General features: G+C 73.1%; 21 protein-coding genes. 16 read left to right on the forward strand and 5 right to left on the reverse strand.

Going from position 1 to position 23705, the window contains the following annotated elements; all coding sequences use genetic code 11:
• Positions 1 to 181: 181 nt before the first annotated feature.
• The 4 genes from AB0M29_RS32985 (at position 182) to AB0M29_RS33000 (ending at position 5079) form a co-directional block, all read left to right on the forward strand.
• Positions 182 to 1207, forward strand: a complete 1026-nt coding sequence (locus tag AB0M29_RS32985; protein WP_365389447.1) for an NlpC/P60 family protein — start codon at positions 182 to 184, stop codon at positions 1205 to 1207.
• A 226-nt stretch (positions 1208 to 1433) separates the two neighbouring features.
• The gene (locus tag AB0M29_RS32990; RefSeq protein ID WP_365389548.1) at positions 1434 to 2462 is read left to right on the forward strand and encodes an NlpC/P60 family protein; all 1029 of its coding nucleotides are present in this window, start codon (positions 1434 to 1436) and stop codon (positions 2460 to 2462) included.
• A 206-nt stretch (positions 2463 to 2668) separates the two neighbouring features.
• Positions 2669 to 3937, forward strand: coding sequence for a hypothetical protein (locus AB0M29_RS32995; protein WP_365389449.1), 1269 nt, complete (start codon positions 2669 to 2671; stop codon positions 3935 to 3937).
• Positions 3934 to 5079: a M48 family metalloprotease gene (locus AB0M29_RS33000; RefSeq protein WP_365389451.1), complete on the forward strand. Its 1146-nt coding sequence runs from the start codon at positions 3934 to 3936 to the stop codon at positions 5077 to 5079. Before AB0M29_RS32995 ends, AB0M29_RS33000 begins: the two co-directional genes overlap by 4 nt.
• Before the next feature lie 847 nt (positions 5080 to 5926).
• Here the strand turns inward: AB0M29_RS33000 and AB0M29_RS33005 are convergent.
• Entirely contained in the window at positions 5927 to 6457 is a 531-nt protein-coding gene (locus tag AB0M29_RS33005; protein WP_365389454.1) for a PadR family transcriptional regulator, read from the reverse strand.
• 121 nt (positions 6458 to 6578) lie between these two features.
• Here AB0M29_RS33005 and AB0M29_RS33010 point away from each other — a divergent pair, with 121 nt between their 5' ends.
• Positions 6579 to 7973 (forward strand): MATE family efflux transporter, encoded by a 1395-nt coding sequence (locus tag AB0M29_RS33010; RefSeq protein ID WP_365389456.1) that lies wholly within the window; start codon positions 6579 to 6581, stop codon positions 7971 to 7973.
• A gap of 138 nt (positions 7974 to 8111) precedes the next feature.
• On the opposite strand, the gene AB0M29_RS33015 is transcribed toward AB0M29_RS33010, so the two are convergent.
• Complete coding sequence (locus AB0M29_RS33015; RefSeq protein WP_365389550.1) at positions 8112 to 9341, reverse strand: glycosyltransferase family 87 protein; 1230 nt, start codon at positions 9339 to 9341, stop codon at positions 8112 to 8114.
• Between the two features lie 142 nt (positions 9342 to 9483).
• Here AB0M29_RS33015 and AB0M29_RS33020 point away from each other — a divergent pair, with 142 nt between their 5' ends.
• Positions 9484 to 10614, forward strand: a complete 1131-nt coding sequence (locus tag AB0M29_RS33020; RefSeq protein ID WP_365389459.1) for a glycosyltransferase family 4 protein — start codon at positions 9484 to 9486, stop codon at positions 10612 to 10614.
• 167 nt (positions 10615 to 10781) lie between these two features.
• Entirely contained in the window at positions 10782 to 12422 is a 1641-nt protein-coding gene (locus tag AB0M29_RS33025; protein WP_365389461.1) for a GMC oxidoreductase, read from the forward strand.
• Positions 12423 to 12459: 37 nt separating this feature from the next.
• Here AB0M29_RS33025 and AB0M29_RS33030 read toward each other — a convergent pair whose 3' ends face one another.
• Positions 12460 to 14256 carry an AMP-dependent synthetase/ligase gene (locus tag AB0M29_RS33030; protein WP_365389463.1) on the reverse strand — a complete coding sequence of 599 codons (1797 nt, stop codon included), beginning with the start codon at positions 14254 to 14256 and terminating at the stop codon, positions 12460 to 12462.
• 218 nt (positions 14257 to 14474) lie between these two features.
• On the opposite strand from AB0M29_RS33030, the gene AB0M29_RS33035 reads away from it, so the two are divergent.
• The 6 genes from AB0M29_RS33035 to AB0M29_RS33060 all read left to right on the forward strand — a co-directional run bounded on the left by AB0M29_RS33035 (position 14475) and on the right by AB0M29_RS33060 (position 19297).
• Positions 14475 to 15236 carry a metallophosphoesterase gene (locus AB0M29_RS33035; RefSeq protein WP_365389466.1) on the forward strand — a complete coding sequence of 254 codons (762 nt, stop codon included), beginning with the start codon at positions 14475 to 14477 and terminating at the stop codon, positions 15234 to 15236.
• 102 nt (positions 15237 to 15338) lie between these two features.
• Positions 15339 to 15830 (forward strand): SRPBCC family protein, encoded by a 492-nt coding sequence (locus AB0M29_RS33040; RefSeq protein WP_365389467.1) that lies wholly within the window; start codon positions 15339 to 15341, stop codon positions 15828 to 15830.
• 4 nt (positions 15831 to 15834) lie between these two features.
• The gene (locus tag AB0M29_RS33045; protein WP_365389469.1) at positions 15835 to 17052 is read left to right on the forward strand and encodes an ArsA-related P-loop ATPase; all 1218 of its coding nucleotides are present in this window, start codon (positions 15835 to 15837) and stop codon (positions 17050 to 17052) included.
• Positions 17053 to 17129: 77 nt separating this feature from the next.
• The gene (locus tag AB0M29_RS33050; RefSeq protein ID WP_365389470.1) at positions 17130 to 17522 is read left to right on the forward strand and encodes a DUF5304 family protein; all 393 of its coding nucleotides are present in this window, start codon (positions 17130 to 17132) and stop codon (positions 17520 to 17522) included.
• Between the two features lie 55 nt (positions 17523 to 17577).
• Positions 17578 to 18519 (forward strand): ROK family glucokinase, encoded by a 942-nt coding sequence (locus AB0M29_RS33055; RefSeq protein WP_365389473.1) that lies wholly within the window; start codon positions 17578 to 17580, stop codon positions 18517 to 18519.
• Between the two features lie 4 nt (positions 18520 to 18523).
• On the forward strand, positions 18524 to 19297 hold the full coding sequence (locus tag AB0M29_RS33060; RefSeq protein WP_365389475.1) for an endonuclease/exonuclease/phosphatase family protein: 774 nt from the start codon (positions 18524 to 18526) through the stop codon (positions 19295 to 19297).
• Between the two features lie 94 nt (positions 19298 to 19391).
• Here AB0M29_RS33060 and AB0M29_RS33065 read toward each other — a convergent pair whose 3' ends face one another.
• Positions 19392 to 19955, reverse strand: coding sequence for a hypothetical protein (locus AB0M29_RS33065; RefSeq protein ID WP_365389477.1), 564 nt, complete (start codon positions 19953 to 19955; stop codon positions 19392 to 19394).
• The gene (locus tag AB0M29_RS33070) at positions 19948 to 20718 is read right to left on the reverse strand and encodes an alpha/beta fold hydrolase (RefSeq protein ID WP_365389479.1); all 771 of its coding nucleotides are present in this window, start codon (positions 20716 to 20718) and stop codon (positions 19948 to 19950) included. The genes AB0M29_RS33065 and AB0M29_RS33070 overlap by 8 nt, the downstream gene beginning before the upstream one ends.
• A gap of 194 nt (positions 20719 to 20912) precedes the next feature.
• On the opposite strand from AB0M29_RS33070, the gene AB0M29_RS33075 reads away from it, so the two are divergent.
• Genes AB0M29_RS33075 through AB0M29_RS33085 form a run of 3 tightly spaced genes read left to right on the forward strand, consistent with a single transcriptional unit; the run spans position 20913 to position 23663 of the window.
• Complete coding sequence (locus AB0M29_RS33075; protein WP_365389482.1) at positions 20913 to 21698, forward strand: 1-acyl-sn-glycerol-3-phosphate acyltransferase; 786 nt, start codon at positions 20913 to 20915, stop codon at positions 21696 to 21698.
• 40 nt (positions 21699 to 21738) lie between these two features.
• Positions 21739 to 22983: a DUF5931 domain-containing protein gene (locus tag AB0M29_RS33080; RefSeq protein WP_365389553.1), complete on the forward strand. Its 1245-nt coding sequence runs from the start codon at positions 21739 to 21741 to the stop codon at positions 22981 to 22983.
• The gene (locus tag AB0M29_RS33085) at positions 22980 to 23663 is read left to right on the forward strand and encodes a response regulator transcription factor (RefSeq protein WP_365389484.1); all 684 of its coding nucleotides are present in this window, start codon (positions 22980 to 22982) and stop codon (positions 23661 to 23663) included. The genes AB0M29_RS33080 and AB0M29_RS33085 overlap by 4 nt, the downstream gene beginning before the upstream one ends.
• The last annotated feature ends 42 nt before the right edge of the window (positions 23664 to 23705 follow it).

Raw genomic sequence — 23705 nt, forward strand, 5'->3', positions numbered from 1 at the left:
GGGTCGTAAAAAAATTGCGAAGCGGTCGAGATTTTGCCTACAAGGATTTGAACCGATCACAGGAAGGTCACTAAGGTCGGGCGTCGAACCTCCGCGCAGTCGATCATCCAATCCGGATGGCGCTCGGGGACCGCCCACCAGTCAACCGGTAGGCGGCTGAAGGAAGAAGGAGCTCGCCTCCGTGGCGTCCCACCGTCGTCCCAAGCCGGCAAGCCGCACGCGCGTCTCCGTGCTGACCGCGACCGCCGCAGCAGCGGTCGCTCTCTCGTCCCAGGCCGCGCACGCCGCCCCCGCCACGTCCGTCAAGGACGCCAAGGCGAAGGTCGACGCGCTGTACACGCAGGCCGAGCAGGCCACCGAGAAGTACGACGGGGCCAACGAGAAGCTCCAGACCCTCCAGAAGGAGGCGGGCAGCCTCCAGGACCAGGTCGCCCGGCAGCAGGCCCACCTGAACCAACTCCGGGACGGCCTCGGCGCGATCGCCGCCTCCCAGTACCGCACCGGCGGAATCGACCCGTCGCTGCAGCTCTTCCTGTCGTCCAACCCGGACAACTACCTGGACCAGGCGACCACGCTGGACCAGCTCAGCTCGCTCCAGACCGACGCGCTCAGCCAACTCCAGGACGCCAAGCGGACCCTGGACCAGCAGCGCGCCGAGGCCACCACCAAGCTGGCCGAACTGCAGAGCACCCGCACCGAGCTGGCCAACCGCAAGGCGGAGGCGAAGAACAAGCTCGCCCAGGCCCGGCAGATCCTCAACTCGCTGACCGACCAGCAGCGCGCCGACATCGCCGCCGCCGACGCCCGGGCGAACCGCTCGAACGTCCGCGTCGACCTCGGCAACTCCAAGGCCGCCACCGCGCGCGCCGCGGCCGCCTTCGCCGAGGCGCAGAAGGAACTGGGCAAGCCGTACGTCTACGGCGCCACCGGCCCCAGCTCCTTCGACTGCTCCGGCCTCACCTCCTGGGCCTACAGCCACGCCGGGGTCTCCATACCCCGCACCTCGCAGGAGCAGGCCAACGCGGGCACCCGCATCTACTCGCTGTCCCAGCTCGGCGTCGGCGACCTGGTCATCATGTACGGCGACTACCACCACGTCGGCCTCTACGCGGGCAACGGCATGGTGCTGCACGCGCCGAAGCCGGGCGCGGTGGTGCGCTACGAGGCCCTCAGCGACATGCCCTTCGAGTTCGGCGTGCGCATCTGACCCGGAGTACGGGTCTCACCTGGAGTACGGGTCCGGGCTGGAGTACGGGTCTGACCGGATGTTCGTCATACGGCGTTCGGGTGATGAACACGTTCACGAGCGTTCCGGCCCGGGGTGTGTGACCTGCGGCTGAACCGGGGCGCGCTGCTCAGGGCGCCCCGGCGTCTTTGAACTCCGCGTGTCCGGATGGCTACTGTCTGCTCCCGTGGCTTCCCATCGACGCTCCATGCCGCCGGGCCTGGCGGCCCGCACCACCCGTGTCACCGTGCTCTCCGCGGCGGCCGCGGCCACCGCGGCGCTGTCCGGCGGCACCGCGCAGGTCGCGGCGGCCGACCCCGGCGGCGGTGGTCACGACTCCGGGGCGTCACGGCTGGACCGGCTCTACCAGCAGGCCGAGCAGGCCACCGAGCGCTACGACGCCGCCCAGGAGCAGACCCGTAAGCTCCGCGCCGACCTCAGCGCCCTCCAGGACCGGGCGGCCCTCGGCCAGCAGCGGGTCAACGACCTGCGCGACGAACTGGGCATCCTGGCCACCGAGCAGTACCGCAGCGGCGGTATCGACCCCTCGCTGGCGCTGCTGCTCTCCTCCGACCCCGACGACTACCTCGACCGGGCCACCGCCCTCGACCGCCTGAGCGGCAGGCAGGCCGAGCGGCTGGACGAACTCCGGGCCGCCGAGCGGACACTGCGGCAGCAGCGCACGGAGGCGGCGGGCAAGCTCGCCGAACTCGACCGCACCCGGGTGCTGCTGCAGCAGCGCAAGCAGACCGTGCAGACCGCGCTCGCCCAGGCCCACCGGCTGCTCGACGCGATGCCGGTGGCGCAGCGCGCCGCATACGTACCCGGCATGGACGTGCGTGCCTCCCGCGACCGTGTCACGCCCGACATCCCCGACCTGCCCGCCGCCTCCGGCCGCGCCGCCATCGCGGTGGCCACCGCCCGGCAGATGGTCGGCGCGCCCTACGTCTGGGGCGCCACCGGCCCCAACTCCTTCGACTGCTCGGGCCTCATGCAGTACTCCTACGGCCGCGCAGGCGTCGCCCTGCCCCGTACCTCCCAGGAGCAGATGAACGCGGGCCGCCATGTCCCCCTCGACCAGGCCCGCCCCGGTGACCTGGTCATCTACCGCGGCGACGCCAGCCATGTGGCCATGTACGTCGGCGGCGGACAGGTCGTCCACGCCCCCTACCCGGGCGCCCGCGTCCGCTACGACCCGGTCGGCATGATGCCGATCACGGCGGTCACCCGGCCGTAGGAAGCCGTCCGCCGCCGCGGGCGGTCGGCCGCGGGTGGCCTCGGGCACGGCGGCCGGTCCGCTCGGACCGCGGGCGGGCGGTCGGCCGCGGGGCGTGGCCGCGGCGCTCGCCGGTCCGCTCGCCGCGGGCCTCCGGTGCGGGTGCGGCGCCCCTGCGTCGCCGGTGCGCGGCCCGCCGGCCGCCGCCGCATCGTACGATCGGGGCCATGGCCGCGGTGCTCCCACGACGCTCCCGGGCCGCCGTCCGGGCGTGGGCGGCGGCCCTCGTCGTGCTGGCCGGGGCGCTGACCGCCGGATGCGGCGGCGGGGGAGGGGCGGCGGCACCGACCGCGACGCCCGACCGCAACGCCGCGGCGCGCGCCCTGCTCGACCAGCGGGCCGCGGCCGTACTGCACCACGACAGCGCCGCCTTCCTGGCCGGGGTCGACCCGCGGAACACCCGCTTCGTCGCCGCCCAGCGGCGGATGTTCACCGACCTGACGGACGTACCGCTGTCGGCCTGGTCGTACCGCCTGGTGCGCACCGGCGCCTTCCCGCTGCCCGCGACCGCCGACGGCACCGCGCGGACCGCCGCCGAGGTCGAACTGCGGTACCGGATCGGCGGGTACGACACCGAGCCGATCGTGTCGACCTCGTATCTGACCCTGTCGCAGCGCGACGGCCACTGGTACGTGGCCGGGGACGGCGACGGCGCGGCGAGCGGCCACCGCGGCACCGTCCAGCTGTGGGACCAGGGCCGGGTGCGGGTGGTGCGCGGGGCGCACAGCCTGGTGCTCGGGCTCGGCGACCCGGCGGTGCTGCGCGGTTACGCGACCGACGCGGACCGGGCGGTGCCGCAGGTCACCCACGCGTGGGGCGCGGGCTGGCCCGGCAAGGTCGTCATCGAGGCGCCGCGCACCCTGGACCAGATGGCCGCGCTGCTGAACGCGACGCCCGCCACGTACAAGGGGATCGCCGCGGTCACCACGGGCGAGGCAGGCGGCACCACGCAGGCCCCCGCGGACCGGGTGATCCTCAACCCAGCGGCTTTCGGCGAGCTCTCCGCCTTCGGCCGCCAGGTGGTCCTCACCCACGAGACCACCCATGTCGCCACCCGGACCCTCACCACCACCGGCACCCCGCTGTGGCTCTCCGAGGGCGCCGCCGACTGGACCGCCTACCGCGACTCCGGCCGGTCAGCCCGGCAGATCGCGCCCGAACTCGCCGCGGACGTCGACGCGGGCAAGGTCCCCGCCGCGCTGCCCACCGACGCCGACTTCCGCACCACCGCCACCCGCCTTCCGCAGGCGTACGAAGGCGCCTGGCTGGCCTGCCGGATGATCGCCGACGACTGGTCGCCGGCCAAACTCACCGCGCTCTACGGGGCGATCGCCCACGGCGCCTCGCCGGACGCCGCGATGCGCGCGACGCTGGGCGTCGGCCTGCCGGAGTTCACCACGCGCTGGCGGGCGTACGTACGGCAGGAGCTGGCATGAGCGACGAGGCCGCCGAGGACTTCACCCCCGAGGAGATCGCCCGGGCGCGGGCGCTGCGGCAGGCGACCTGGCCGGTCGGCGTGGGGCGGCGGCTGGTGGGCCTCGGGCTGCTGCTCGGGCTGGGGCTGACGTCGGCCGGGGCCGGCCTGGTGGCGGCCTTCGGCGGCGCGTGGGCCTGGCGGGTGGTGGGCGCGGCCGTGACACTCGTGGTGCTGCCGGAGGTGGCCGGGCTGCCGTTCGCCGCCAGGGGGCGGGTGGTGCGGGTGCGCTTCGGGCTGGTCACGCAGGGGTGGCGCGGCTGGTGGGCGGACGTGCTGCGCGGGCTGCTGATCTCGCTGCCGCTGACCCTCGGGGCGCTCTTCGGGGTGTACGCGCTGGCCGGTGCCACCCGCTGGTGGTGGGCGTGGGCCGCGCTCGGGGCCGCCGCCGTGACGGTGCTGATGTCCTGGGTGGCGCCGCTGGTCTTCGAACCCCTCTTCAACCGCTTCACGCCGATGGAGCCGGGACCGCAGCGGGACTCCCTCCTCGCCCTCGCCGCCCGCGACGGGGTGAGCGTGCGGGACGTGCTCGTCGCCGACGCCTCCCGCCGCACCACGGCCCTCAACGCGTACGTCTCCGGCTTCGGCCGCACCCGCCGCGTCGTCGCGTACGACACCCTGCTGACCACCGCCACGCCCCGCGAGGTGGAACTCGTCGTGGCCCACGAACTCGGCCACGTGGTGCACCGCGACGTCCCGCGTGGTACCGCCCTCGGCGCCCTCGGCGCCGCCGCCGGGGTCTGCCTGCTGGCCGTCGTCGTCACCTGGCAGCCGCTGCTCGACCTCGCGGGCGTCGACCACTTCGCCGACCCGCGCTCCGCCTGGCTCCTCGCCGCCGTCGCCGCGGTCGGCGGCGCCCTGGCCGGACCCCTCGGCTGCGCCGTGAGCCGCCGCGTCGAACTCCGCGCGGACCGCCACGCCCTCGAACTCACCGGCACACCCACCGAGTTCATCGCCATGCAGCGCCGCCTCACCGTCGCCAACATCGGCGAACCCACCCCACCCCGCGCCCTCCACCTCCTCTTCGGCACCCACCCCACCCCCACCACCCGCATCACCCTCGCCCGCACCTGGCACCCCCCGCCGGCCCCCACGACCCCCTGATCCGGGATCCCGCGCCCGGGGACTAGGGGAGAGGGGCCGAGGCGCGAGCCCGGCGCCTCGGTGCGGCACGTAGGTCGGCGAGGACAGCGAGCGCGGCCGGGGCGGGGCCGCGAGCTGTGCGCTGGCGGGTTGTGCCGTCTCGGGCCGGTGCGGGTGGCCGCGTGTGGGCGGTTGCCGGTGAGGACGGGGGGCGTGGGCGGGGCGGGGCCGCGAGCTGTGTGGCGGCGGGTCGTGGCGGCTCGGTGCGGCGCGCGGTGGCCGCGTGTCGGCCGATGCCGGGCGCGGACAGTGGGCGTGGGCGGGGCGGGGCCGCGAACTGTGCGACGGCGGGGTTGTGCCGCCTCGCTGCGGCACGCGGTGGCCGCGAGTGGGCGGTTGCCGGTGGGGACGGGGGCGTGGGCGGGGTGGGCCCGCGAGCCGTGTGACGGCGGGTTGTTCCGCCTTGCTGCGGCACGCGGTGGCCGCGTGGGCGGTTGCCGGTGGGGACTGTGGACGGGGCGTGTCCGCGAACTGTGTGGCGGCTCGGTTGCGGCTCGCGGTTGCCGGTGGGGACGGCGGGTGTGGGCGGGGCCGCGAGCTGTGTGGCGGCGGGTTGTGGCGGCTCGGTTGCGGCTCGCGGGTCGGCGGGCGTGGGCGGGCCCGCGAATTGTGCGCTGGCAGGTTGTGCCGTCTCGGGCCGGGGCGGGGTGGCCGCGGGTCGGCGTGGCCGGGCGGCTCGCGTGCCCACGCGGGGTGGGTTTCCGGGTGGGCCCCCAACGGGTCGACCCGCGCGGAAGCGCCGCGCGGCGCCGCTGCGTCAAGCGGCGGTAACGGGTGGGTGGGTGGGCCGCGGGGCCCTGGCCGCGGGTCAGGTGGCGGGGGTCAAGGCGGCGATGGCTTCCTTGAGCCACGCCTTTTCTTCGGTGCCCGTCGCGCGAGCGACCCGCAGCATGCCGCGGCGGAAGAGGTCGGGTTCGTCCTCGAGCCGGACGGGGCGGCCGTCGGCGTAGAAGAAGCTTGCGGGCTGGAGGAGGAAGTCGAGGCGGCGCTGGAGGACGGCGGCCTGGGCGGTGGGGTCGTCGAGGTGGCGGAGGAAGGCGAGGAGGGTGTTGAAGCGGGTCGAGTCGGTGACCTCCACCGGCTTGGGGTCGCGCAGCCGCTCACGGAGGCGGTCGCGGCCCGCGTCCGTCAGGGAGAGGACGCGCCGCGGCGCCGCGCCCGCGCCCGGCTCGGTGTGCTGGTCGAGCAGGCCCGCCGCCGTCATCCGGCTGATCGCGGGGTAGAGCGCCCCGTCGCTGACGGGGCGGACATGCCCGCTCAGCCCGGTGATGCGCTCCTTCAACTCATAGCCGTGCAGCGGCTGTTCGTAGAGAAACCCGAGAATCGTCAGCTCCAGCACGGCGCTTCCGCCCCTCCCTCGTGGCCCGGCGGCAGCCGTCCTTGCGCGGCCCGCCACCCTCATGGTACCTCTAAACGAGCTACCTCGAATCGAGGTAATCATTCCGTCGGGGGAGGCCACCATGAACCACCGCACCCGCCTGCTCACACTCGCCTTCCCGGTGTACTTCGAGCTCCTCGCGAGCGTCCTCGCCGGGATCATCGACATGCTGTGGGTGGCGCGGCTCGGCGGCGCCGCCGTCGCGGCCGTCGCGGTCGCCACGAGCACCGAGAACCTGCTGCTCGGCGTGATCCTCACGGCCGCCGTCGGCACCACGGTGCGGGTCGCGCACGCCGCCGGAGCCCGCGACCACGGCGCGCTGCGCGAGGCGGTCCGCGGCGGCTGGGCGCTCTGCGCCGTCCTCACCCCGCTCGTCGCGGTCGGCGGCTGGCTGTTGCGCGACCCACTGGCCGCCCTGGTCCTCGGCGGCGGCGCAGGCGGCGGTGACGCGCACGGCGCCCGCGCCCTCGCCGCGGGCTACTTCGCCATCTCCCTCCCCGGCATCGCCGTCTTCTTCGCCCAGAACGTCCTCGACGGCATCCTCAAAGGCACCGGCGACACCCGCACCCCGATGCGGCTCTCCTTCCTCGCGAACGCGCTGATCCTCGTCCTCGACCCGCTCCTCATCCACGGCCTCCTCGGCCTCCCCGCGCTCGGCGTCCGCGGCGCCGCCCTCGCCACCGTCCTCGGCCGCGCCGTCGCCCTGGCCGCCGGATGCGTGGCGCTGCGCCGCAACCCGGTGCTGCGGGCCGCCACCCGCCGTACACCCCCTGCCCGTTCCACCCTGACCGCCGCCCGCCGTACCGCCGTGACCGGCGCCCCGATGTCCGCCGACTTCGTGATCCGGATGGCCGGGGGGATGGTGATGGTGGCGCTGGTGGCCCGGGTCGGGGTGACGGCCGTGGCCGCGTACGGCATCGCGACCAAGGCGACCTACGTGGCCACGATGGCCTTCTACGCCCTGCGCCAGGCCGCCTCCATCCACACCGCGCACACCGAGGGCACCGGCCGGGACGACCGCGCCGCGATCGGCCGCCAGGCCCTGCTCACCGGGGCGCTCCTCGGTACGGCCGCCGCCGGGGCGCTGCTGGTGGCCGCACCCGCCCTGATGCGGGTCTTCGGCGCCGACACCGCCGTCACCGCGGCCGGGGCGGGCTATCTGCGCTGCCTGGGCCCGTACCTGGTGCTGCTCGCCTGCTTCATCGCCCTCGGCGGCGTCTTCCAGGGCAGCGGCACCGGCCGCCAACTCGCATGGGTGACCCTGGCCGGAACCGCTGTCCAACTGCCCCTCGGCTACGTCCTGTCCGGCCCCGGGGCGGGTCTCGGCCTCAACGGCGTGGCACTCGCGATGGCCGTGAGCGCCGCACTGCAGTGCCTGGCCGTTGTGGGCCTCTTCCGCGCCGCCGTCCGCGACCGCGCCGCACCGCACGAGATCGGCACGGCCGAGACACCGGCCGACCCCGCCCGCCGCGGCTGAACGCCCGCGCCGCGGAAGGGCCCCGAAGGCGCGACGCCATACGGCCGATCCGACGACCGGTCCCGCCGCCCGCGAGGCAGCCGCGGACCGAGCCGCCCGCCGCCGCCGTCGAGCGACCGCGCCAAGCTCCCCCGCGCGTTAGCGCGACGTCAGGACCGCCGGTGTGTCCGCCGCCCCCGCCCGGGGGGCCCGCGCCGTGTGGGCGGCGCGCTGCGGGACCGTCGCCGCCCACAGCCTGCGGCAGGCGAGGACGGAGGCGGTGACCAGGAGCCCGTTGCGTACCAGCAGCAGCGCCACGCCCAGCTTGTCGCTGGCCACCACGTCGGAGAAGAACACCGGGAACTCCAGGGTGGTGAACAGCGAGGCGACCAGGATCAGCGCGATCGGCAGCCGCTGGACGGTGGTCCGCGTCGTCATGCAGACGGCGCCGACGCCGACCAGCCAGACCATGTACTGCGGGCTGATCACCCGGCTGGTGGTGGTGAAGACCAGCAGCGCGGTGAAGGCCGCGTCGTACGGGGTGGCGGGCCCGAACTCGCGGGCCCGCAGCCGCCACAGCAGCAGCCAGCCGAAGGCGAGCACGGAGAGCGCCAGGGCCGCGGCGCTCACCAGGTGGACGTGGGGGCCGACGAACTCCACCGAGCCGTAGTTCATCTCGGCCCGGCCGTGCCAGCCGAAGTGCCTGCCCAGATGGAAGACCGTCGCGCCGAGCGACTCGACCTCGGTGCCGCGGTCACGCTGGAAGGTGAGGAAGGAGAAGGCACCGGGCATCGCAGCGTGGAAGAACACCGCGAGCGCCACCACCGTCCCCGCGGTCCACGCCCACGTCCGCCGCAGCGCCCCGTCGCGCGGCACCCCGAACACCAGCAGCAGCGGCCACACCTTGAGCATCGCGCCCGCCCCGGCCAGCACCCCCGCCACCCCGGGACGCCGGCGCAGCGTCAGCAGCGCCAGCACACCCACCAGCGTCACCATCACGTCGTAGCGCGCGTAGACGATCGGCCCGAGCAGCGCGCCGCCCGCCGACCACACCCACAACCCGGCCAGCCCGCCCCGCCGTCCGCCGTCCGAGACGCGCGCCAGCGCCACCAGCACCGCCGCGTCGGCCGCCCACGCCAGCCACACGAACGCCGTCGTGTAGCCGAGGAACGGCAGCACCCGCGGCGCCAGGATCACCACCGCCGCACCCGGCGGGTACTGCCACGTCACGTCCGCGAGCGGAAACGTCCCGCCCCGCAGCACCTCGTACCACCCGTGATAGACCGTCGACACGTCATTGGCCAGGTACTGCCCGGGGAAGTGCACGACACGGCACACGAACAGCAGGAACGCGGCACGCGTGACGGCCCAGACGACAACTGCCCACATACGACCACTGATGTATGTTTTTGTCACGATACGCATCATCGCTGCCGCACCCGCCCCCGGTCCGCACGGACGCGGCCGGGGCCGCCAGCCGGGTGAACACCGACCACGAAGGCGCCCGCGGGAGCGGGTACTGTCGGCGGCGATGGACAAGACGCTGATCGTGACCAATGACTTCCCGCCGCGGCCCGGCGGGATCCAGTCCTTCGTGCACAGCATGGCGCTGCGGATGGATCCGGGGCAGGTCGTGGTGTACGCCTCGACGTGGAAGGACGGGAGCGAGGTCGCGCGGTTCGACGCGGAGCAGCCGTTCCCGGTGGTCAGGGACCGTACGAAGATGATGCTGCCGACGCCGCGGGTGGCGCGGCGGGCGGCCGGGCTGCTGCGTGAACACGGCTGTTCCTCGGTGTGGTTCGGGGCGGCGGCGCCGCTCGGGCTGATGGCGCCGACGCTGCGCAGGGCCGGGGCGCGGCGGCTGGTGGCGACGACGCACGGTCACGAGGCGGGCTGGGCGCAGCTGCCGGTCAGCCGCCAACTGCTGCGCAGGATCGGCGAGGGCACCGACACCCTCACCTATCTGGGTGAGTACACGCGGTCGAGGATCGGCGCCGCGTTGACGCAGGCGGCGGCCGGGCGGATGGTGCAACTGCCGCCCGGTGTCGACGAGAAGACCTTCCATCCGGCGTCGGGCGGGGCGGTGGTACGGGCCCGGCTGGGGCTGACCGACCGCCCGGTGGTGGTGTGCGTGTCGCGGCTGGTGCCGCGCAAGGGGCAGGACACGCTGATCCTGGCCATGCCGCGGATCCTGCGCGAAGTGCCGGACGCCGTGCTGCTGATCGTCGGCGGCGGGCCGTACCGCCGCGAGCTGGAGAAGCTGGCCGGGCGGACCGGGGTGGCGGAGGCCGTGCGCTTCACCGGCTCGGTGCCGTGGGAGGAGCTGCCCGCGCACTACGGCGCCGGCGACGTCTTCGCGATGCCGTGCAGGACCCGGCGCGGCGGCCTGGACGTCGAGGGCCTCGGCATCGTCTACCTGGAGGCGTCCGCGACCGGGCTGCCGGTGGTGGCGGGCGACTCCGGCGGGGCGCCCGACGCGGTGCTCGACGGCGAGACCGGCTGGGTGGTCGCGGGCGGCTCGCCCGAGCAGTGCGCCGAACGCGTCCTCACCCTGCTGCGCGACCCCGAACTGCGCCAACGCATGGGCGAGCGCGGCCGCCAATGGGTCGAGGAAGCCTGGCGCTGGGACCTCCTCGCCGACCGCCTCCGCTCGCTTCTCTGACGCCGGAGCGGCCCCGGATCGGCCCCGGATCGCCCCGGGCGCCCCTTGCCCCGACGCCGGAACCACCCGTCACATCAGTGACATGTTGATGACGATCACGTAAAACACCTAAAAGATCATGCGTCATGTGCATGGAGGGTTCACGCGGACCCGCCCATCATGCGCGCATGACTTCAGAACTGACGCGCCGTCACTTCCTGGGGCTCGGCGCCCTCCAGACCGCGGCCGCCCTCGGCCTCACCCGTATCGCGCTCTCCGCGACCCCGGCGTCGGCGGCCGAACCCGCCGCGGAACCCGCCGCCACCACCTTCAGCCCGGCCATCGTGATCGGATCCGGCTACGGCGGCGCCGTGGCCGCGCTCCGGCTCGGTGAGCACGGGGTCGCCACCACCGTCCTGGAGATGGGGCGGCTGTGGGACACCCCCGCCGCCGACGGCAAGATCTTCTGCAACACCAGCTCGCCCGACCAGCGCTCGATGTGGTTCAGGACGCGTACCGAGGCGCCGCTGGCGACCTTCCTCTGGCTCGACGTCGTCAACAAGAACATCACCCCGTACCCGGGAGTGCTGGACCGCGTGCACTACGGCGACATGTCCGTGTACGTGGGCCGCGGCGTCGGCGGCGGCTCGCTCGTCAACGGCGGTATGGCCGTCACCCCGTCCCGCGCGTACTTCGAGGAGGTGCTGCCGCAGGTCGACTCCGGCGAGATGTACGGCACCTACTTCCCGCTGGCCAACCGGATGCTGGGCGTGAACACCGTCGACCCTGCCTGGTTCGAGTCCACGCAGTGGTACCAGTTCGCCCGCGTCTCCCGCGACCAGGCCCACAACACCGGCCTGAGCACCACCTTCGTGCCGAACGTGTACGACTTCTCGTACATGCAGGCCGAGGCGGCCGGCACCGCGACCAAGTCCGCGCTGGCCCAGGAGGTCATCTACGGCAACAACCACGGCAAGCGCAGCGTCGACAAGACCTATCTGGCCGCGGCGCTGGGCACCGGCAAGGTCACCATCGAGACGCTGAGCCGGGTCAGAGCCGTACGAAGATCACCGGACGGCACCTATGTGCTGACCGTGGAGCGGATCGACCTGACCGGCGCGGTCGTGGAGACCCGCGAGGTCGGCTGCAAGTACCTCTTCCTCGCCGCGGGCAGCCTCGGCTCCACCGAGATCCTGGTCAGGGCGCGGGAGACGGGCACCCTGCCGCGGCTCGGCGGCAGCGTCGGCACCGCCTGGGGCGGCAACGGCAACATCATGCTCGCCCGGGCGAACTACATGTGGAACCCGACCGGCGCCAACCAGGCCACCATCCCCGTCATGGGCATCGACGACTGGGCCAACGCGGCCAACCCGGTCTTCGCCGAGATCGCCCCGCTGCCGATCGGCTTCGAGACCTGGATCAGCCTCTATCTGGCGATCACCAAGAACCCGGAGCGCGGCACCTTCTCCTACGACGCCGCCACCGACTCCGCGCGGCTGAACTGGACGCTGTCGCAGAACCAGCCGTCCGTGCAATCGGCCAAGACCCTCTTCGACCGGATCAACCGGAAGAACGCCACCATCTACCGCTACGACCTCTTCGGCGGCAACAAGGCCTTCGCCGACGACTTCTGCTACCACCCGCTGGGCGGGCTGCCGCTGGGCGCCGCCACGGACGCGTACGGCAGGGTCGGCGGCTACGACCACCTCTATGTGACGGACGGCTCGCTGATCCCCGGATCGATCGGCGTCAACCCGTTCGTCACCATCACGGCGCTCGCGGAGCGCGCGATGGCACGGGTGCTGGCCCAGGACGGCCTCACCGGCTGAGCCGGGGCCGGGGCCCGGCCGGTGAACCACGCACCGCTCAGCGCTGGTACAGCGCCTCGATCTCGTCCGCGAAGTCCTTCAGCACGACATTGCGCTTGAGCTTGAGCGACGGCGTGACGTGGCCGGACTCCTCGGTGAACTGGGTCGGCAGGATACGGAACTTCCGCACCGACTCGGCCTTGGAGACGGCCGCGTTGCCCTCGTCCACCGCGTGCTGGACGGCGGCAAGCAGCTCGGGGTCGGCGGCCAGCTCCGCCGCCGTCCGCCCGGTCTTGCCGTGCTGCTCGGCCCAGTGCGGCAGGAACTCCTCGTCCAGCGTGATCAGCGCGGCCACGAACGGCCGGGCGTCGCCGACCACCATGCACTCGGCGACCAGTGCGTCCGCCCGGATCCGGTCCTCGATCACCGCGGGCGCGACGTTCTTGCCGCCGGCCGTGACGATGATCTCCTTCTTGCGGCCGGTGATCGACAGATAGCCGTCCTCGTCCAGCGTGCCCACGTCACCGGTGTGGAACCAGCCGTCGGAGACCGCCTCGGCGGTCGCCGCGTCGTTGTTCCAGTACCCGGTGAACAGGTGCTCGCCGTGCAGCAGCACCTCGCCGTCGTCGGCGATCCGGATCGTGGAGCCGGGCAGCGGCTGGCCGACCGAGCCGATCTTCGTACGGTCCCAGGGGTTGAAGGCGGTGGCCGCGCACGACTCGGTGAGGCCGTAGCCCTCCAGGACGGTGAAGCCGATACCGCGGTAGAAGTGGCCCAGCCGCTCGCCCAGCGGGGCGCCGCCGGAGATCGCGTGGGTGGCCCGGCCGCCGAGCACCGCGCGCAGCTTGCTGTAGACGAGCCGGTCGAAGACCTTGTGCGTGAAGCGCAGCTTCATCGAGGGGCCCGCGGCGGTGTCCAGCGCCCGGCTGTACTCGATCGCGGTGGCCGCGGCCTTGTCGAAGATCTTGCCCTTGCCGCCCGCCTGGGCGGTCGCGCGCGCCGAGTTGTAGACCTTCTCGAAGACCCGCGGCACCCCGAGGATCATCGTCGGCCGGAACGAACTCAGGTCGTCGGTCAGGTTCTTGATGTCGGGCACATGGCCGAGCCGGATCGGCGCCATCACCGCGGCCACCTCGACCAGCCGCCCGAAGACGTGCGCGAGCGGCAGGAAGAGCAGCACGGAGGAGTGGCCGGTCCTGAACAGCGGGCCGAGCCGCTCCACCACGTTGCCGCACTCGGCGAAGAAGCTGCGGTGGCTGAGCACACAGCCCTTGGGGCGGCCGGTGGTGCCCGAGGTGTAGACGATCGTGGCGGGGGAGTCGGCGCTCGCGCTGGCGCTGCGCTCGTCCACCACCGCCTCGGAGATGTCGGTGCCCGCCGCGGCCAGCGCGTCCACCGCGCCGGTGTCGATCCGCCACAGGTGCTTGAGGTGCGGCAGCCGGTCCCGTACGGACTCCACCGCCTCCTCGTGCTGCGCGGCCTCCACCACGACGGCCACGGCGCCGGAGTCGCTGAGGATCCACTCGATCTGGGACGCCGAGGAGGTCTCGTACACCGGCACGGTGACCGCGCCCGCGCTCCACACGGCGAAGTCGAGCAGCGTCCACTCGTAGCGCGTTCTGGACATCAGTGCCACCCGGTCGCCGGGCTGCACGCCCGAGGCGATCAGGCCCTTGGCGGCCGCGCGCACCTGCGCCAGGAAACCGGCGGCGGTGATGTCCTGCCACTGGCCGGCGGAATCCTTGCGGGCGATGACCGCGGTGTCCGGATGCTGCGCGGCGTTGCGGCGGATCAGATCCGTCAGGTTGCCGTCCGCAGGGACCTCGTACAGGGCCGGAAGGCTGAACTCACGCAAGGCGGCTACTCCTCATCGGTGCCACGGCGCACCCGGAGGGAAGGTATGGACGGCCTGGACGTTACCCATCGGTAAAGCTCCGGCGATAGGGGGGCAGTACAGATGTTTTAAGCATCACACACCGGGTGGAGCGGCTGAACCGCTGCCGGAACAGTAGTCCAGCCCGCGAGTGATTCGCAGGGAACCCGCTACGGGATGCCCCGCTATAAAGTATCGGCATGCGGGTCCATGTGGTGAGTGACGTCCATGGTGCGACGGAGGCCCTGGCCAGGGCCGGAGACGGTGCGGACGCGCTGATCTGCCTGGGCGATCTGGTGCTCTTCCTGGACTACGCGGACCACTCCCGCGGTATTTTCCCCGACCTCTTCGGCGTGGACAACGCCCATCGCATGGTCGAACTGCGCACCGCCCGGCTCTTCGACGAGGCCCGCGCGCTCGACCGGCGGCTCTGGGACGGCATCGACCGCCGCAGCACCATCGAGACCGCGGTGCGCAAGCAGTACGCCGAACTCTTCGCGGCCTTCCCGACGCCGACCTACGCCACCTACGGCAATGTCGACATCCCGCAGCTCTGGCCCGAGTACGCCGCCCCCGGCACCACCGTCCTGGACGGGGCCACCGCCGAGATCGGCGGCCGGGTCTTCGGCTTCGTCGGCGGCGGGCTGCGCACCCCGATGCGCACCCCGTTCGAGGTCGACGAGGCGGAGTACGCCGCGAAGGTCGAGGCGCTGGGCCCGGTCGACGTGCTCTGCTCGCACATCCCGCCCGCGATCCCCGAGCTCTGCTACGACACCGAGGCCCGCCGCTTCGAGCGGGGCAGCGAGGCGCTGCTGGAGGCGATCCGCAGACTCCGCCCGAAGTACGCGGTCTTCGGCCATGTCCACCAGCCGCTGGTCGCCAGGACCCGGATCGGGCCCACCGAGCTGGTCAACGTCGGTCACTTCAACCACACCCGCACGCCCTGGGCGATGGAGTGGTGACGGCCGCCCGACCTGCACGCGGTAGCCTTCCCGAGCAGTAGCGATCAGCAGCGGCAGGACACTTACCAGCAGGCGACGCGACGTCCCGGAGGGGCCACGGCGATGGCGGAACACACGAGGTCGAGCATCACGATCGAGGCGGCCCCGGCCGCCGTCATGGGCGTCATCGCCGACTTCGGCCGCTACCCGGAGTGGACCGGCGAGGTCAAGGAGGCCGAGGTACTGGCCACCGACGACGCCGGGCGGGCCCAGCAGGTGCGGCTGCTGCTCGACGCGGGCGCCATCAAGGACGACCACACCCTCGCCTACACCTGGATCAGTGACCACGAGGTCCAGTGGTCGCTGGTGAAGTCCCAGATGCTGCGCACCCTCGACGGCTCCTACGCGCTCGCCCCGCTCGACGGCGGCGCCCGTACCGAGGTGACCTACCAGCTCACCGTGGACGTCAAGATCCCGATGCTCGGCATGATCAAGCGCAAGGCCGAGAAGGTCATCATCGACCGCGCGCTGGCCGGTCTGAAGAAGCGCGTGGAGACCGGCGCCCAGCCCGACTCCCTCCAGCCCGACCCCGCCCAGCCCGGCGACCCGGCCTGATCCGGTGGCCTCCGCGGCGAAGGCACGCACCCTGCTGGTCACCGGGCCCGGCGGCGCGGGGGTCACGACGGTCGCGACCGCCCTCGCCGTCGCCGCGGCGCGCGACGGCGCCCGCACCCTGCTGCTGACCGGTGACCGTACGTCGCTCACCGACCCCGCACCGCCGTCGGCCGGGGACGGCGGTCGCCCCTCGGTCGTACGGATCGACCAGGCCGCGTCCTTCCGTACCGACGCCATGGCCCTCCAGGACCGGATCGGCTCGCTGCTCGACCTGCTCGGCGCGGCCCCGCTCGACCCCGAGGAACTCACCGAACTGCCCGGCGCGCGGCCGCTGGCCCTGCTGCGGGCGCTGCGGGACGCGCACACCCCGGGACCCGACGGCGCCCCTGCCTGGGACCTGGTCGTGGTCGATCTGCCGCCGGTGCGGGACGCCCTCGCGCTGCTTGCCCTGCCCGAGCAACTGCGGCGCTACCTGCGGCGGTTGCTGCCCGCCGACCGCCAGGCGGCGCGTGCGCTGCGGCCGGTGCTCGCCCAGCTCGCCGGGGTCCCGATGCCGGGGGAGTGGGCGTACCAGGCCGCCGCCCGCGCCGACGGCGAACTCGCCGTCGCCCAGGCGGTGGTGGAGGACGCGGCCACCACGCTGGCCTTGGTGGTGGAGCCGGGCCCGCGCGCCGACCAGGCGGTACGGGACGCCCGTACCGGGATCGCGCTCCACGGCCACCGGCTGTCGGCCGTGGTCGCCAACCGGTTGCTGCCCACCGGCTCCGACGACCCGTTCCTGGCCACGCTCGCGGCTCAGCAGCAGGACCACCTCAAGGCGCTGGCGGCGGTGTGCGCGGCCGACGGCGTACCGCTGTGCGAACTTCCGCACCTGGGCCGGGATCCGCTGGACCGCGCGGAGCTGGACCGGCTGGTGGCGCCGCTGGCCGAACTGCCCGCGCCCGGCGGCCTCGTGCCGGGGCCCGCGCCCGATCCGTGGACGGTGGAGGAGCGGTTGGCGGACGAGGGCTGGTTCCTGTGGACGCTGCCGCTGCCCGGAGCCACCCGAGAGGGGCTCGACCTGGTGCGGCGCGGTGACGAACTGGTCGTCGACGCGGGCGGCTTCCGGCGGATCGTGCCGCTGCCCTCGGCGCTGCGGCGCTGCACCGTCTCGGGCGCGGCACTGCGCGACGGGGCGCTGCGGGTGCGGTTCACCCCCGATCCCGACCTGTGGCCCCGCTGAACCAGGCGCGGCGTTCAGGTACCGTCGAGGAGAGTAAGCGCCGAATCACCCCGGAGCGCCCCCGTTTGGAGCCGATCATGAGCGAAGCCACGGACCGTCCTGACGCCGACGCCTGGGCCAAGGCCAGCGCGGAGGACATCGCGGCCGAGCACGCCAGGCGCCGCGAACAGGCGGGCCAGGGTGTGGGCAGCGCGGGGGAGGAACTGCGGCGTCTGGCCGAGGCCGTGGCCGACCGGCTCTCCGCGCTCAACAGCCCCGCGGTGCAGATCGCTGCCCAGAGCGTCATCTCCCAAGTGCGTTCAGTTGTCGAACCCATCAAGGATCGCAATCCGGAGGTGTTCGATCACCTGACGTCAGCCGGAGCCGAATTGCTGGCCGCATACCGCTCGGCGGTGGCCGGAGCCGAGGCGCGTTGGACGGGCGAGGACCGCTCCCCGAGTTCACACGCTGAACACATCGACCTCGACTGAGCCTCCCTCCGGTACGGTTCTCCTAAGCGGGGATCGACCGAAAACTGAGGGACACATGGGACTCACCATCGGCGTCGACATCGGCGGCACCAAAATCGCGGCCGGCGTGGTCGACGAGGAAGGCTCGATTCTTGAGACCGTCAAGGTGCCGACGCCGCCGACTCCCGAGGGCGTCGTGGACGCGATCGTGGAGGCGGTACGCCAGGTCAGCACCGGTCACTCCATCGAAGCGGTAGGTATCGGCGCCGCCGGATACGTCGACGACAAACGTGCCACCGTCCTCTTCGCCCCCAACATCGCCTGGCGGCACGAGGCGCTCAAGGACAAGGTCGAACAGCGTGTCGGCCTCCCCGTCGTGGTGGAGAACGACGCCAACGCGGCGGCCTGGGGCGAGTACCGTTTCGGCGCCGGACAGGGTCACTCCGATGTGATCTGCATCACTCTTGGCACCGGTCTCGGCGGCGGCATCATCATCGGCAACAAGCTGCGCCGCGGCCGGTTCGGGGTGGCGGCGGAGTTCGGCCACATCCGGGTCGTGCCCGACGGACTGCTGTGCGGATGCGGCAGCCAGGGCTGCTGGGAGCAGTACGCCTCCGGACGGGCACTGGTCCGCTACGCACAGCAGCGGGCCAACGCCACCCCGGAGAACGCCCAGGTGCTGCTCGCCCTCGGCAACGGCACCGTGGAGGGCATCGAGGGGAGGCACATCAGCGCCGCCGCCCGGCAGGGCGACCCGGTCGCCGTCGACTCCTTCCGCGAACTGGCCCGCTGGGCCGGTGCGGGCCTGGCCGACCTGGCCTCGCTCTTCGACCCGTCGGCGTTCATCGTCGGAGGCGGCGTGTCGGACGAGGGCGAACTCGTCCTCGACCCGATCCGCAAATCCTTCAAGCGGTGGCTGATCGGTGGAGAATGGCGGCCGCACGCACAGGTGCTTGCCGCACAACTCGGCGGCAAGGCAGGACTCGTCGGCGCGGCCGACCTGGCACGACAGGGCTAGATACATGAGCGTGGAGGATCTGCCGGGTTCCGCGAGCGAGCCCGGGGGCTCGGCGGTCGTCCGCGTACTCAGCTACAACATCCGCTCGATGCGTGACGACACGGCGGCGCTGGCCCGGATCATCCGTGCCTGCGCCCCCGATCTCGTCCTCATCCAGGAGGCCCCGCGGTTCTTCCGATGGCGCAAGGCCGCGGCCCGCCTCGCCCACGCGACCGATCTCGTCTACGTGACCGGCGGTGCCACCACCGCGGGCCCGATGATCCTGTCCTCGCTGCGCCCGCACGTGGAGCGCACCGAGGACGTGCTGCTGCCGCACACCCCGGGGCTGCACCAGCGCGGGTTCGCCACCGCCGTGTTCCGGATCGGCGGCGCCCGGCTCGCCGCCGTCAGCACCCACCTCAGCCTCGACCCGGCCGAGCGCCGCGACCAGGCGGGCCTGCTGCTGGACCGCGTCGCGGCGATGGGCGAGCCGCATGTGATCGCCGGCGGCGACATCAACGAGCCGCCCGACCGGCCCGGCTTCAGCCGGCTGTCGGCGACCCTCCAGGACGCCTGGGCCACCAAGCCGTGGGGCGGCGAGATCACCAACATGCGCCCGCCCTACCAGCGTATCGACGCCCTCTTCGCCACCCCGTCCGTGGAGATCCTCGGCTGCGGCGTCCCGCACTCCCTCCCCGGCGTCACCACCGCCGATCTGCGCGCCGCCACGGACCACCTGCCCGTCCTGGCCGCGATCCGCGTCCCGGCGACGCAGCCCGCCGCCGCGGCGCAGCCTTAATCGACGGCGCCCGATCGCCGGACGGAGTCCGGCGCAGCCGCCCGAAGCCCGGGAGGCGCCCCGGCGCCGAGCGGCGCGAGGGGGGCGTCGAGATTCAGACCACTGCGCCGCCGTCGGGGCGGTCGTCGTCGTCCTCGCCGGTGCGCATCCGGGTGACCAGGGTGGCGAAGCCGCCGAGGAAGCCGCCGACGCCGACGGTGAGGGCCCACCAGGTGAGTTCGATCTGGAAGAGGACGAAGCCGAGCAGCAGGAGAGGGCCGCCAAGGACGGCGATCCAGGCGAACTTGGTGGTGGCGTCGGCGTCGGGGAGCGGCGGCGGCTCCGGCGGGACGAAGTGGTCGTCGTCATCGTCCTCGGCGACCTCGTAGTCGCGCGGCCCGTGGATGACCGGGTGCACGACGATGCTGCGGGTGGCGCCCGGCTGCGGCACGGCGCCCGCGTCCTTCGCGGCGGTGCCGTCCGCCTCGGCGTCCTCGTCCGGTCCCTCGGGGACGTTCTCCGCCTCCGGCCAGGACGCCGCGGCGCCCGGCTCGGGCTCGTCGTCGAAACCGGCGATCAGCGCGGCCCAGGCCGCGTCCTCGTCCAGCGGCGGGCGGTCCGGCTCCTGCCGGACCGGCTCCTCCTGCGGGGCGGCGTCCTCGTCCTCCCGGTCAGCCACCGGACGTCCCCTCCTTGACCGCCGACAGACGCTGCACGAACGCGTACGACTCCGAGAAGATCCGCTCCGCGTCGTGGTCGAGCGTGGCCACGTGGTAGCTGCGCTCCAGCACCTTCTCGGTGACGTCCGTGGACGACACCTTGCTCAGCAGCACCGCGGAGTTGGACGGGTGCACCACGTGGTCGACCCGGCTGTGCAGCAGCAGCAGCGGCTGGGTGACCTGTGGCAGGGCCGGGCGGACGACCCGCCACAGTCTGGTGAGCGAGTACACCGCGTGCAGCGGCGTACGGTCGTAGCCGACCTCCTCGCTGCCCTCCAGTGCGATGTCGCTGGCGATGCCCGGCACCGACGGCACCAGGTGCCGCACCACCGGCACCGCCTTGATCTGCAGGCCGTCCGCCTTCACCGACGGGTTCACCAGCACCAGCCCGCTGATCGCGGCGCCGTGCTGGATGGCCAGCCGCAGCGACAGCGTGCCGCCCATCGACAGACCCATGACGAAGACCTGGGAGCAGCGCTCGGACAGCGCCCGGAACTCCCGGTCGACCTCGGCGTACCAGTCCTGCCACCCGGTGATCTGCATGTCCTGCCAGCGGGTCCCGTGGCCGGGCAGCAGCGGTACGGACACCGTCAGGCCGCGCTCGGCCAGGTACTCGCCCCACGGCCGCATGGACTGCGGGGAACCGGTGAATCCGTGACAGAGCAGCACGCCGGTCTCGCCGCCGTCATGGCGGTACGGCTCGGCTCCGGGCATCAGCGGCACCGTAGGTCTCCTTGCTCGGCAGGGTGGGGGGAGCGGGTTCACGGATGGTGGGAGGTTCAGCGTACGCGGAGCCGATACCAACCGGTAAGCCCCGCAGGCAGCGACGACGCAAGCCTTCGGGGGCGAGACCGCGCTCCCGTGGCGTTAAGGTCAGTGCGTCGCCTACAGGAGGTCCTCGGTTGTTCTACGGCGCGATGAAGATCGCCATTGGCTCGCCGCTCAAGGCAGCCTTCCGCCCGTGGGTGGAGGGCCTGGAGAACATCCCCAAGGAGGGTGCGGCGATCCTGGCCAGCAACCACCTGTCGTTCTCCGACTCGTTCTTCCTGCCCGCGATGCTGGACCGCAAGGTCACCTTCATCGCGAAGGCGGAGTACTTCACCTCCCCCGGAGTCAAGGGCAAGCTGACGGCCGCCTTCTTCAAGGGCGTCGGGCAGCTCCCGGTGGACCGCTCGGGTGCGCGCGGCGCGGGCGAAGCGGCGATCAAGAGCGGGCTGGCCGTGCTGGAGCGCGGCGAGCTGTTCGGCATCTACCCGGAGGGCACCCGCTCGCCGGACGGCCGGCTCTACCGCGGCAAGCCCGGCGGTCTGGCCCGGGTCGCCCTGGCCAGCGGCGCCCCGGTGATCCCGGTGGCGATGATCGACACCGAGAAGGTGCAGCCGGTCGGCCAGGTGATGCCGAAGCTGTCCATCCGCCCCGGCATCCGGATCGGCAAGCCGCTGGACTTCAGCCGCTACCACGGCATGGAGGGCGACCGCTTCATCCTGCGCTCGGTGACCGACGAGGTCATGTACGAGATCATGAAGCTCTCCGGCCAGGAGTACGTGGACATCTACGCCACCGCCGCCAAGCGCCAGATCGCCGAGGCCGCCAAACGCGCGGCCGACGAGGAGAAGGCCGAGAAGGCGGACAAGGCCGAGAAGGCGAACAAGGCGAACAAGGCGGACAAGGCCGAGAAGACGGAGCCGTCCAGCGGTCACTGACCGGTGGACGGGGAGACAGGGGGAGGGGCCCGTGCCCGCCATGCGGATGTCGGTCGAACAGCCCCTGTGGCGCGCCCTGCTGGCGTACCGCGTCCTGACCCTGGTGTACGCCGTCGCGCTGTACGTCCACGCGTACGGCGAGCTGCTGCACCCGCTGACGGCCGGGATCTACATGGGCGTTCTCACCGTCTGGACGCTGTCCACCCTGGGCCGGGTGAAGAACGCGGAGCGCTGCACCAAGCCCTTCCTGGCCGTCGACCTCACCGTCGCGCTGACCGGCATCCTGCTCACCATGGTCGTCGACACCCAGGCCAGGATCGACGCGGGTTCCTTCACGCTGCCGTCGATATGGGCCGCGGGCTCGGTGCTCGCCTACGCGGTGAAGGGCGGCTGGCGGTGGGCGGCCTTCGCCTCCAGCCTGGTCGCGATCGCCGACCTGGTGGAGCGCGGCTCACCCAGCCGCGACACCGTGCACAACGTGATCCTGGTCTGGGTGGCGAGCATCGCCATCGGCTACGTGGTCGAGGTGGCCCGGGCCAGTGAGCGCACCCTGGCCCGCGCGCTGCAGATCGAGGCCGCCACCCGGGAGCGCGAGCGGCTCGCCCGCGACATCCACGACGGGGTGCTCCAGGTGCTCGCCATGGTGCAGCGCCGCGGCAACCAGGCCGGCGGCGAGGCCGCCGAGCTGGGCAGGCTGGCCGGTGAGCAGGAGGCGGCGCTGCGCACCCTGGTGACCGGCGGGAAGCCGTCCGTTCCCGGCGGCCCGGACGACCCGCCGGGGCCGCACGACCTGACGACGCTGCTGGCCCCGTACGCCTGCGCGCGGGTGACCCTCTCGGCGCCCGGCACCCCGGTGCTGCTGGAGCCGGACGCGGCGGCCGAACTCGCCGCCGCCGTCGGCGCGGCGCTCGACAACGTCGCCCGGCACGCGGGCGAGCAGGCGCACGCCTGGATCCTGGTGGAGGACGAGCCGGACGCGGTGCTGGTCAGCGTGCGCGACGACGGTCCCGGGATCGCCGAGGGGCGGCTCTGCGCGGCCGAGGACGAGGGGCGGCTCGGTGTCGCCCAGTCGATCCGCGGGCGGCTGCGGGACCTGGGCGGCACCGCCGAGCTGGTGTCGGTCCCCGGCCAGGGCACCGAGGTCGAACTCCGGCTGCCCCGGCGGGGATCCGGCCGTACCCCCGCCCGGCCGCGCACGGCCGACTCCGTACCCGTAACAGAATCCGTGCCGGCGGTGGGATCCCTGCCCGGACGCACGGAAGCAGACAGGAGCAGTACGGCATGACCGACGAGTCCGTGACGGTGATGGTGGTCGACGACCACCCGATGTGGCGCGACGCCGTCGCCCGCGACCTCGCCGAGTCCGGCTTCCAGGTGGTGGCCACCGCGGGCGACGGCCCCGAGGCGATCCGCCGGGCCCGCGCGGCCCGCCCGCGGGTGATCGTCCTCGACCTCAACCTGCCCGGCGCGTCCGGCGTGCAGGTCTGCAAGGAGGTCGTGGCGCACGACCCGTCGGTACGGGTGCTCGTGCTGTCCGCCAGCGGCGAGCACGAGGACGTGCTGGAGGCGGTGGTCTCCGGCGCCACCGGCTATCTGCTGAAGTCCGCGGGCCGCGACGAACTGGTGGACGCGGTGCGCAGGACCGCCGTCGGCGACCCGGTCTTCACCCCGGGCCTGGCCGGTCTGGTGCTCGGCGAGTACCGCAGGCTGGCGACCGTGCCGCCGCCCGCCGCCGCCGGTGAACCGGCCGCGCCGCGGCTGACCGAGCGGGAGACCGAGGTGCTGCGGCTCGTCGCCAAGGGCCTCAGCTACAAGCAGATCGCGCAGCGGCTGGTGATCTCGCACCGCACCGTGCAGAACCACGTGCAGAACACCCTCGGCAAACTCCAGCTCCACAATCGGGTCGAGCTTGTCCGATACGCGATCGAGCGCGGCCTGGACGGCGATCTGGACGGCGACATGTGACCCAAGTCACGCTAGCTTTGCCGGGGTTGGAAACCGGTACAG

The sequence above is a fragment of the Streptomyces sp. NPDC051976 genome (assembly GCF_040680795.1).
Taxonomy (GTDB): Bacteria; Actinomycetota; Actinomycetes; order Streptomycetales; family Streptomycetaceae; genus Actinacidiphila.

Coding starts and splice junctions, on each gene's coding strand:
- AB0M29_RS32990 (WP_365389548.1), top strand. CDS start 1,434: ATGCCGCCGGGCCTGGCGGCCCGCACCACCCGTGTCACCGTGCTCTCC.
- AB0M29_RS32995 (WP_365389449.1), top strand. CDS start 2,669: ATGGCCGCGGTGCTCCCACGACGCTCCCGGGCCGCCGTCCGGGCGTGG.
- AB0M29_RS33000 (WP_365389451.1), top strand. CDS start 3,934: ATGAGCGACGAGGCCGCCGAGGACTTCACCCCCGAGGAGATCGCCCGG.
- AB0M29_RS33010 (WP_365389456.1), top strand. CDS start 6,579: ATGAACCACCGCACCCGCCTGCTCACACTCGCCTTCCCGGTGTACTTC.
- AB0M29_RS33015 (WP_365389550.1), bottom strand. CDS start 9,341: ATGTGGGCAGTTGTCGTCTGGGCCGTCACGCGTGCCGCGTTCCTGCTG.
- AB0M29_RS33020 (WP_365389459.1), top strand. CDS start 9,484: ATGGACAAGACGCTGATCGTGACCAATGACTTCCCGCCGCGGCCCGGC.
- AB0M29_RS33025 (WP_365389461.1), top strand. CDS start 10,782: ATGACTTCAGAACTGACGCGCCGTCACTTCCTGGGGCTCGGCGCCCTC.
- AB0M29_RS33035 (WP_365389466.1), top strand. CDS start 14,475: ATGCGGGTCCATGTGGTGAGTGACGTCCATGGTGCGACGGAGGCCCTG.
- AB0M29_RS33040 (WP_365389467.1), top strand. CDS start 15,339: ATGGCGGAACACACGAGGTCGAGCATCACGATCGAGGCGGCCCCGGCC.
- AB0M29_RS33050 (WP_365389470.1), top strand. CDS start 17,130: ATGAGCGAAGCCACGGACCGTCCTGACGCCGACGCCTGGGCCAAGGCC.
- AB0M29_RS33055 (WP_365389473.1), top strand. CDS start 17,578: ATGGGACTCACCATCGGCGTCGACATCGGCGGCACCAAAATCGCGGCC.
- AB0M29_RS33060 (WP_365389475.1), top strand. CDS start 18,524: ATGAGCGTGGAGGATCTGCCGGGTTCCGCGAGCGAGCCCGGGGGCTCG.
- AB0M29_RS33075 (WP_365389482.1), top strand. CDS start 20,913: ATGAAGATCGCCATTGGCTCGCCGCTCAAGGCAGCCTTCCGCCCGTGG.
- AB0M29_RS33080 (WP_365389553.1), top strand. CDS start 21,739: ATGCGGATGTCGGTCGAACAGCCCCTGTGGCGCGCCCTGCTGGCGTAC.
- AB0M29_RS33085 (WP_365389484.1), top strand. CDS start 22,980: ATGACCGACGAGTCCGTGACGGTGATGGTGGTCGACGACCACCCGATG.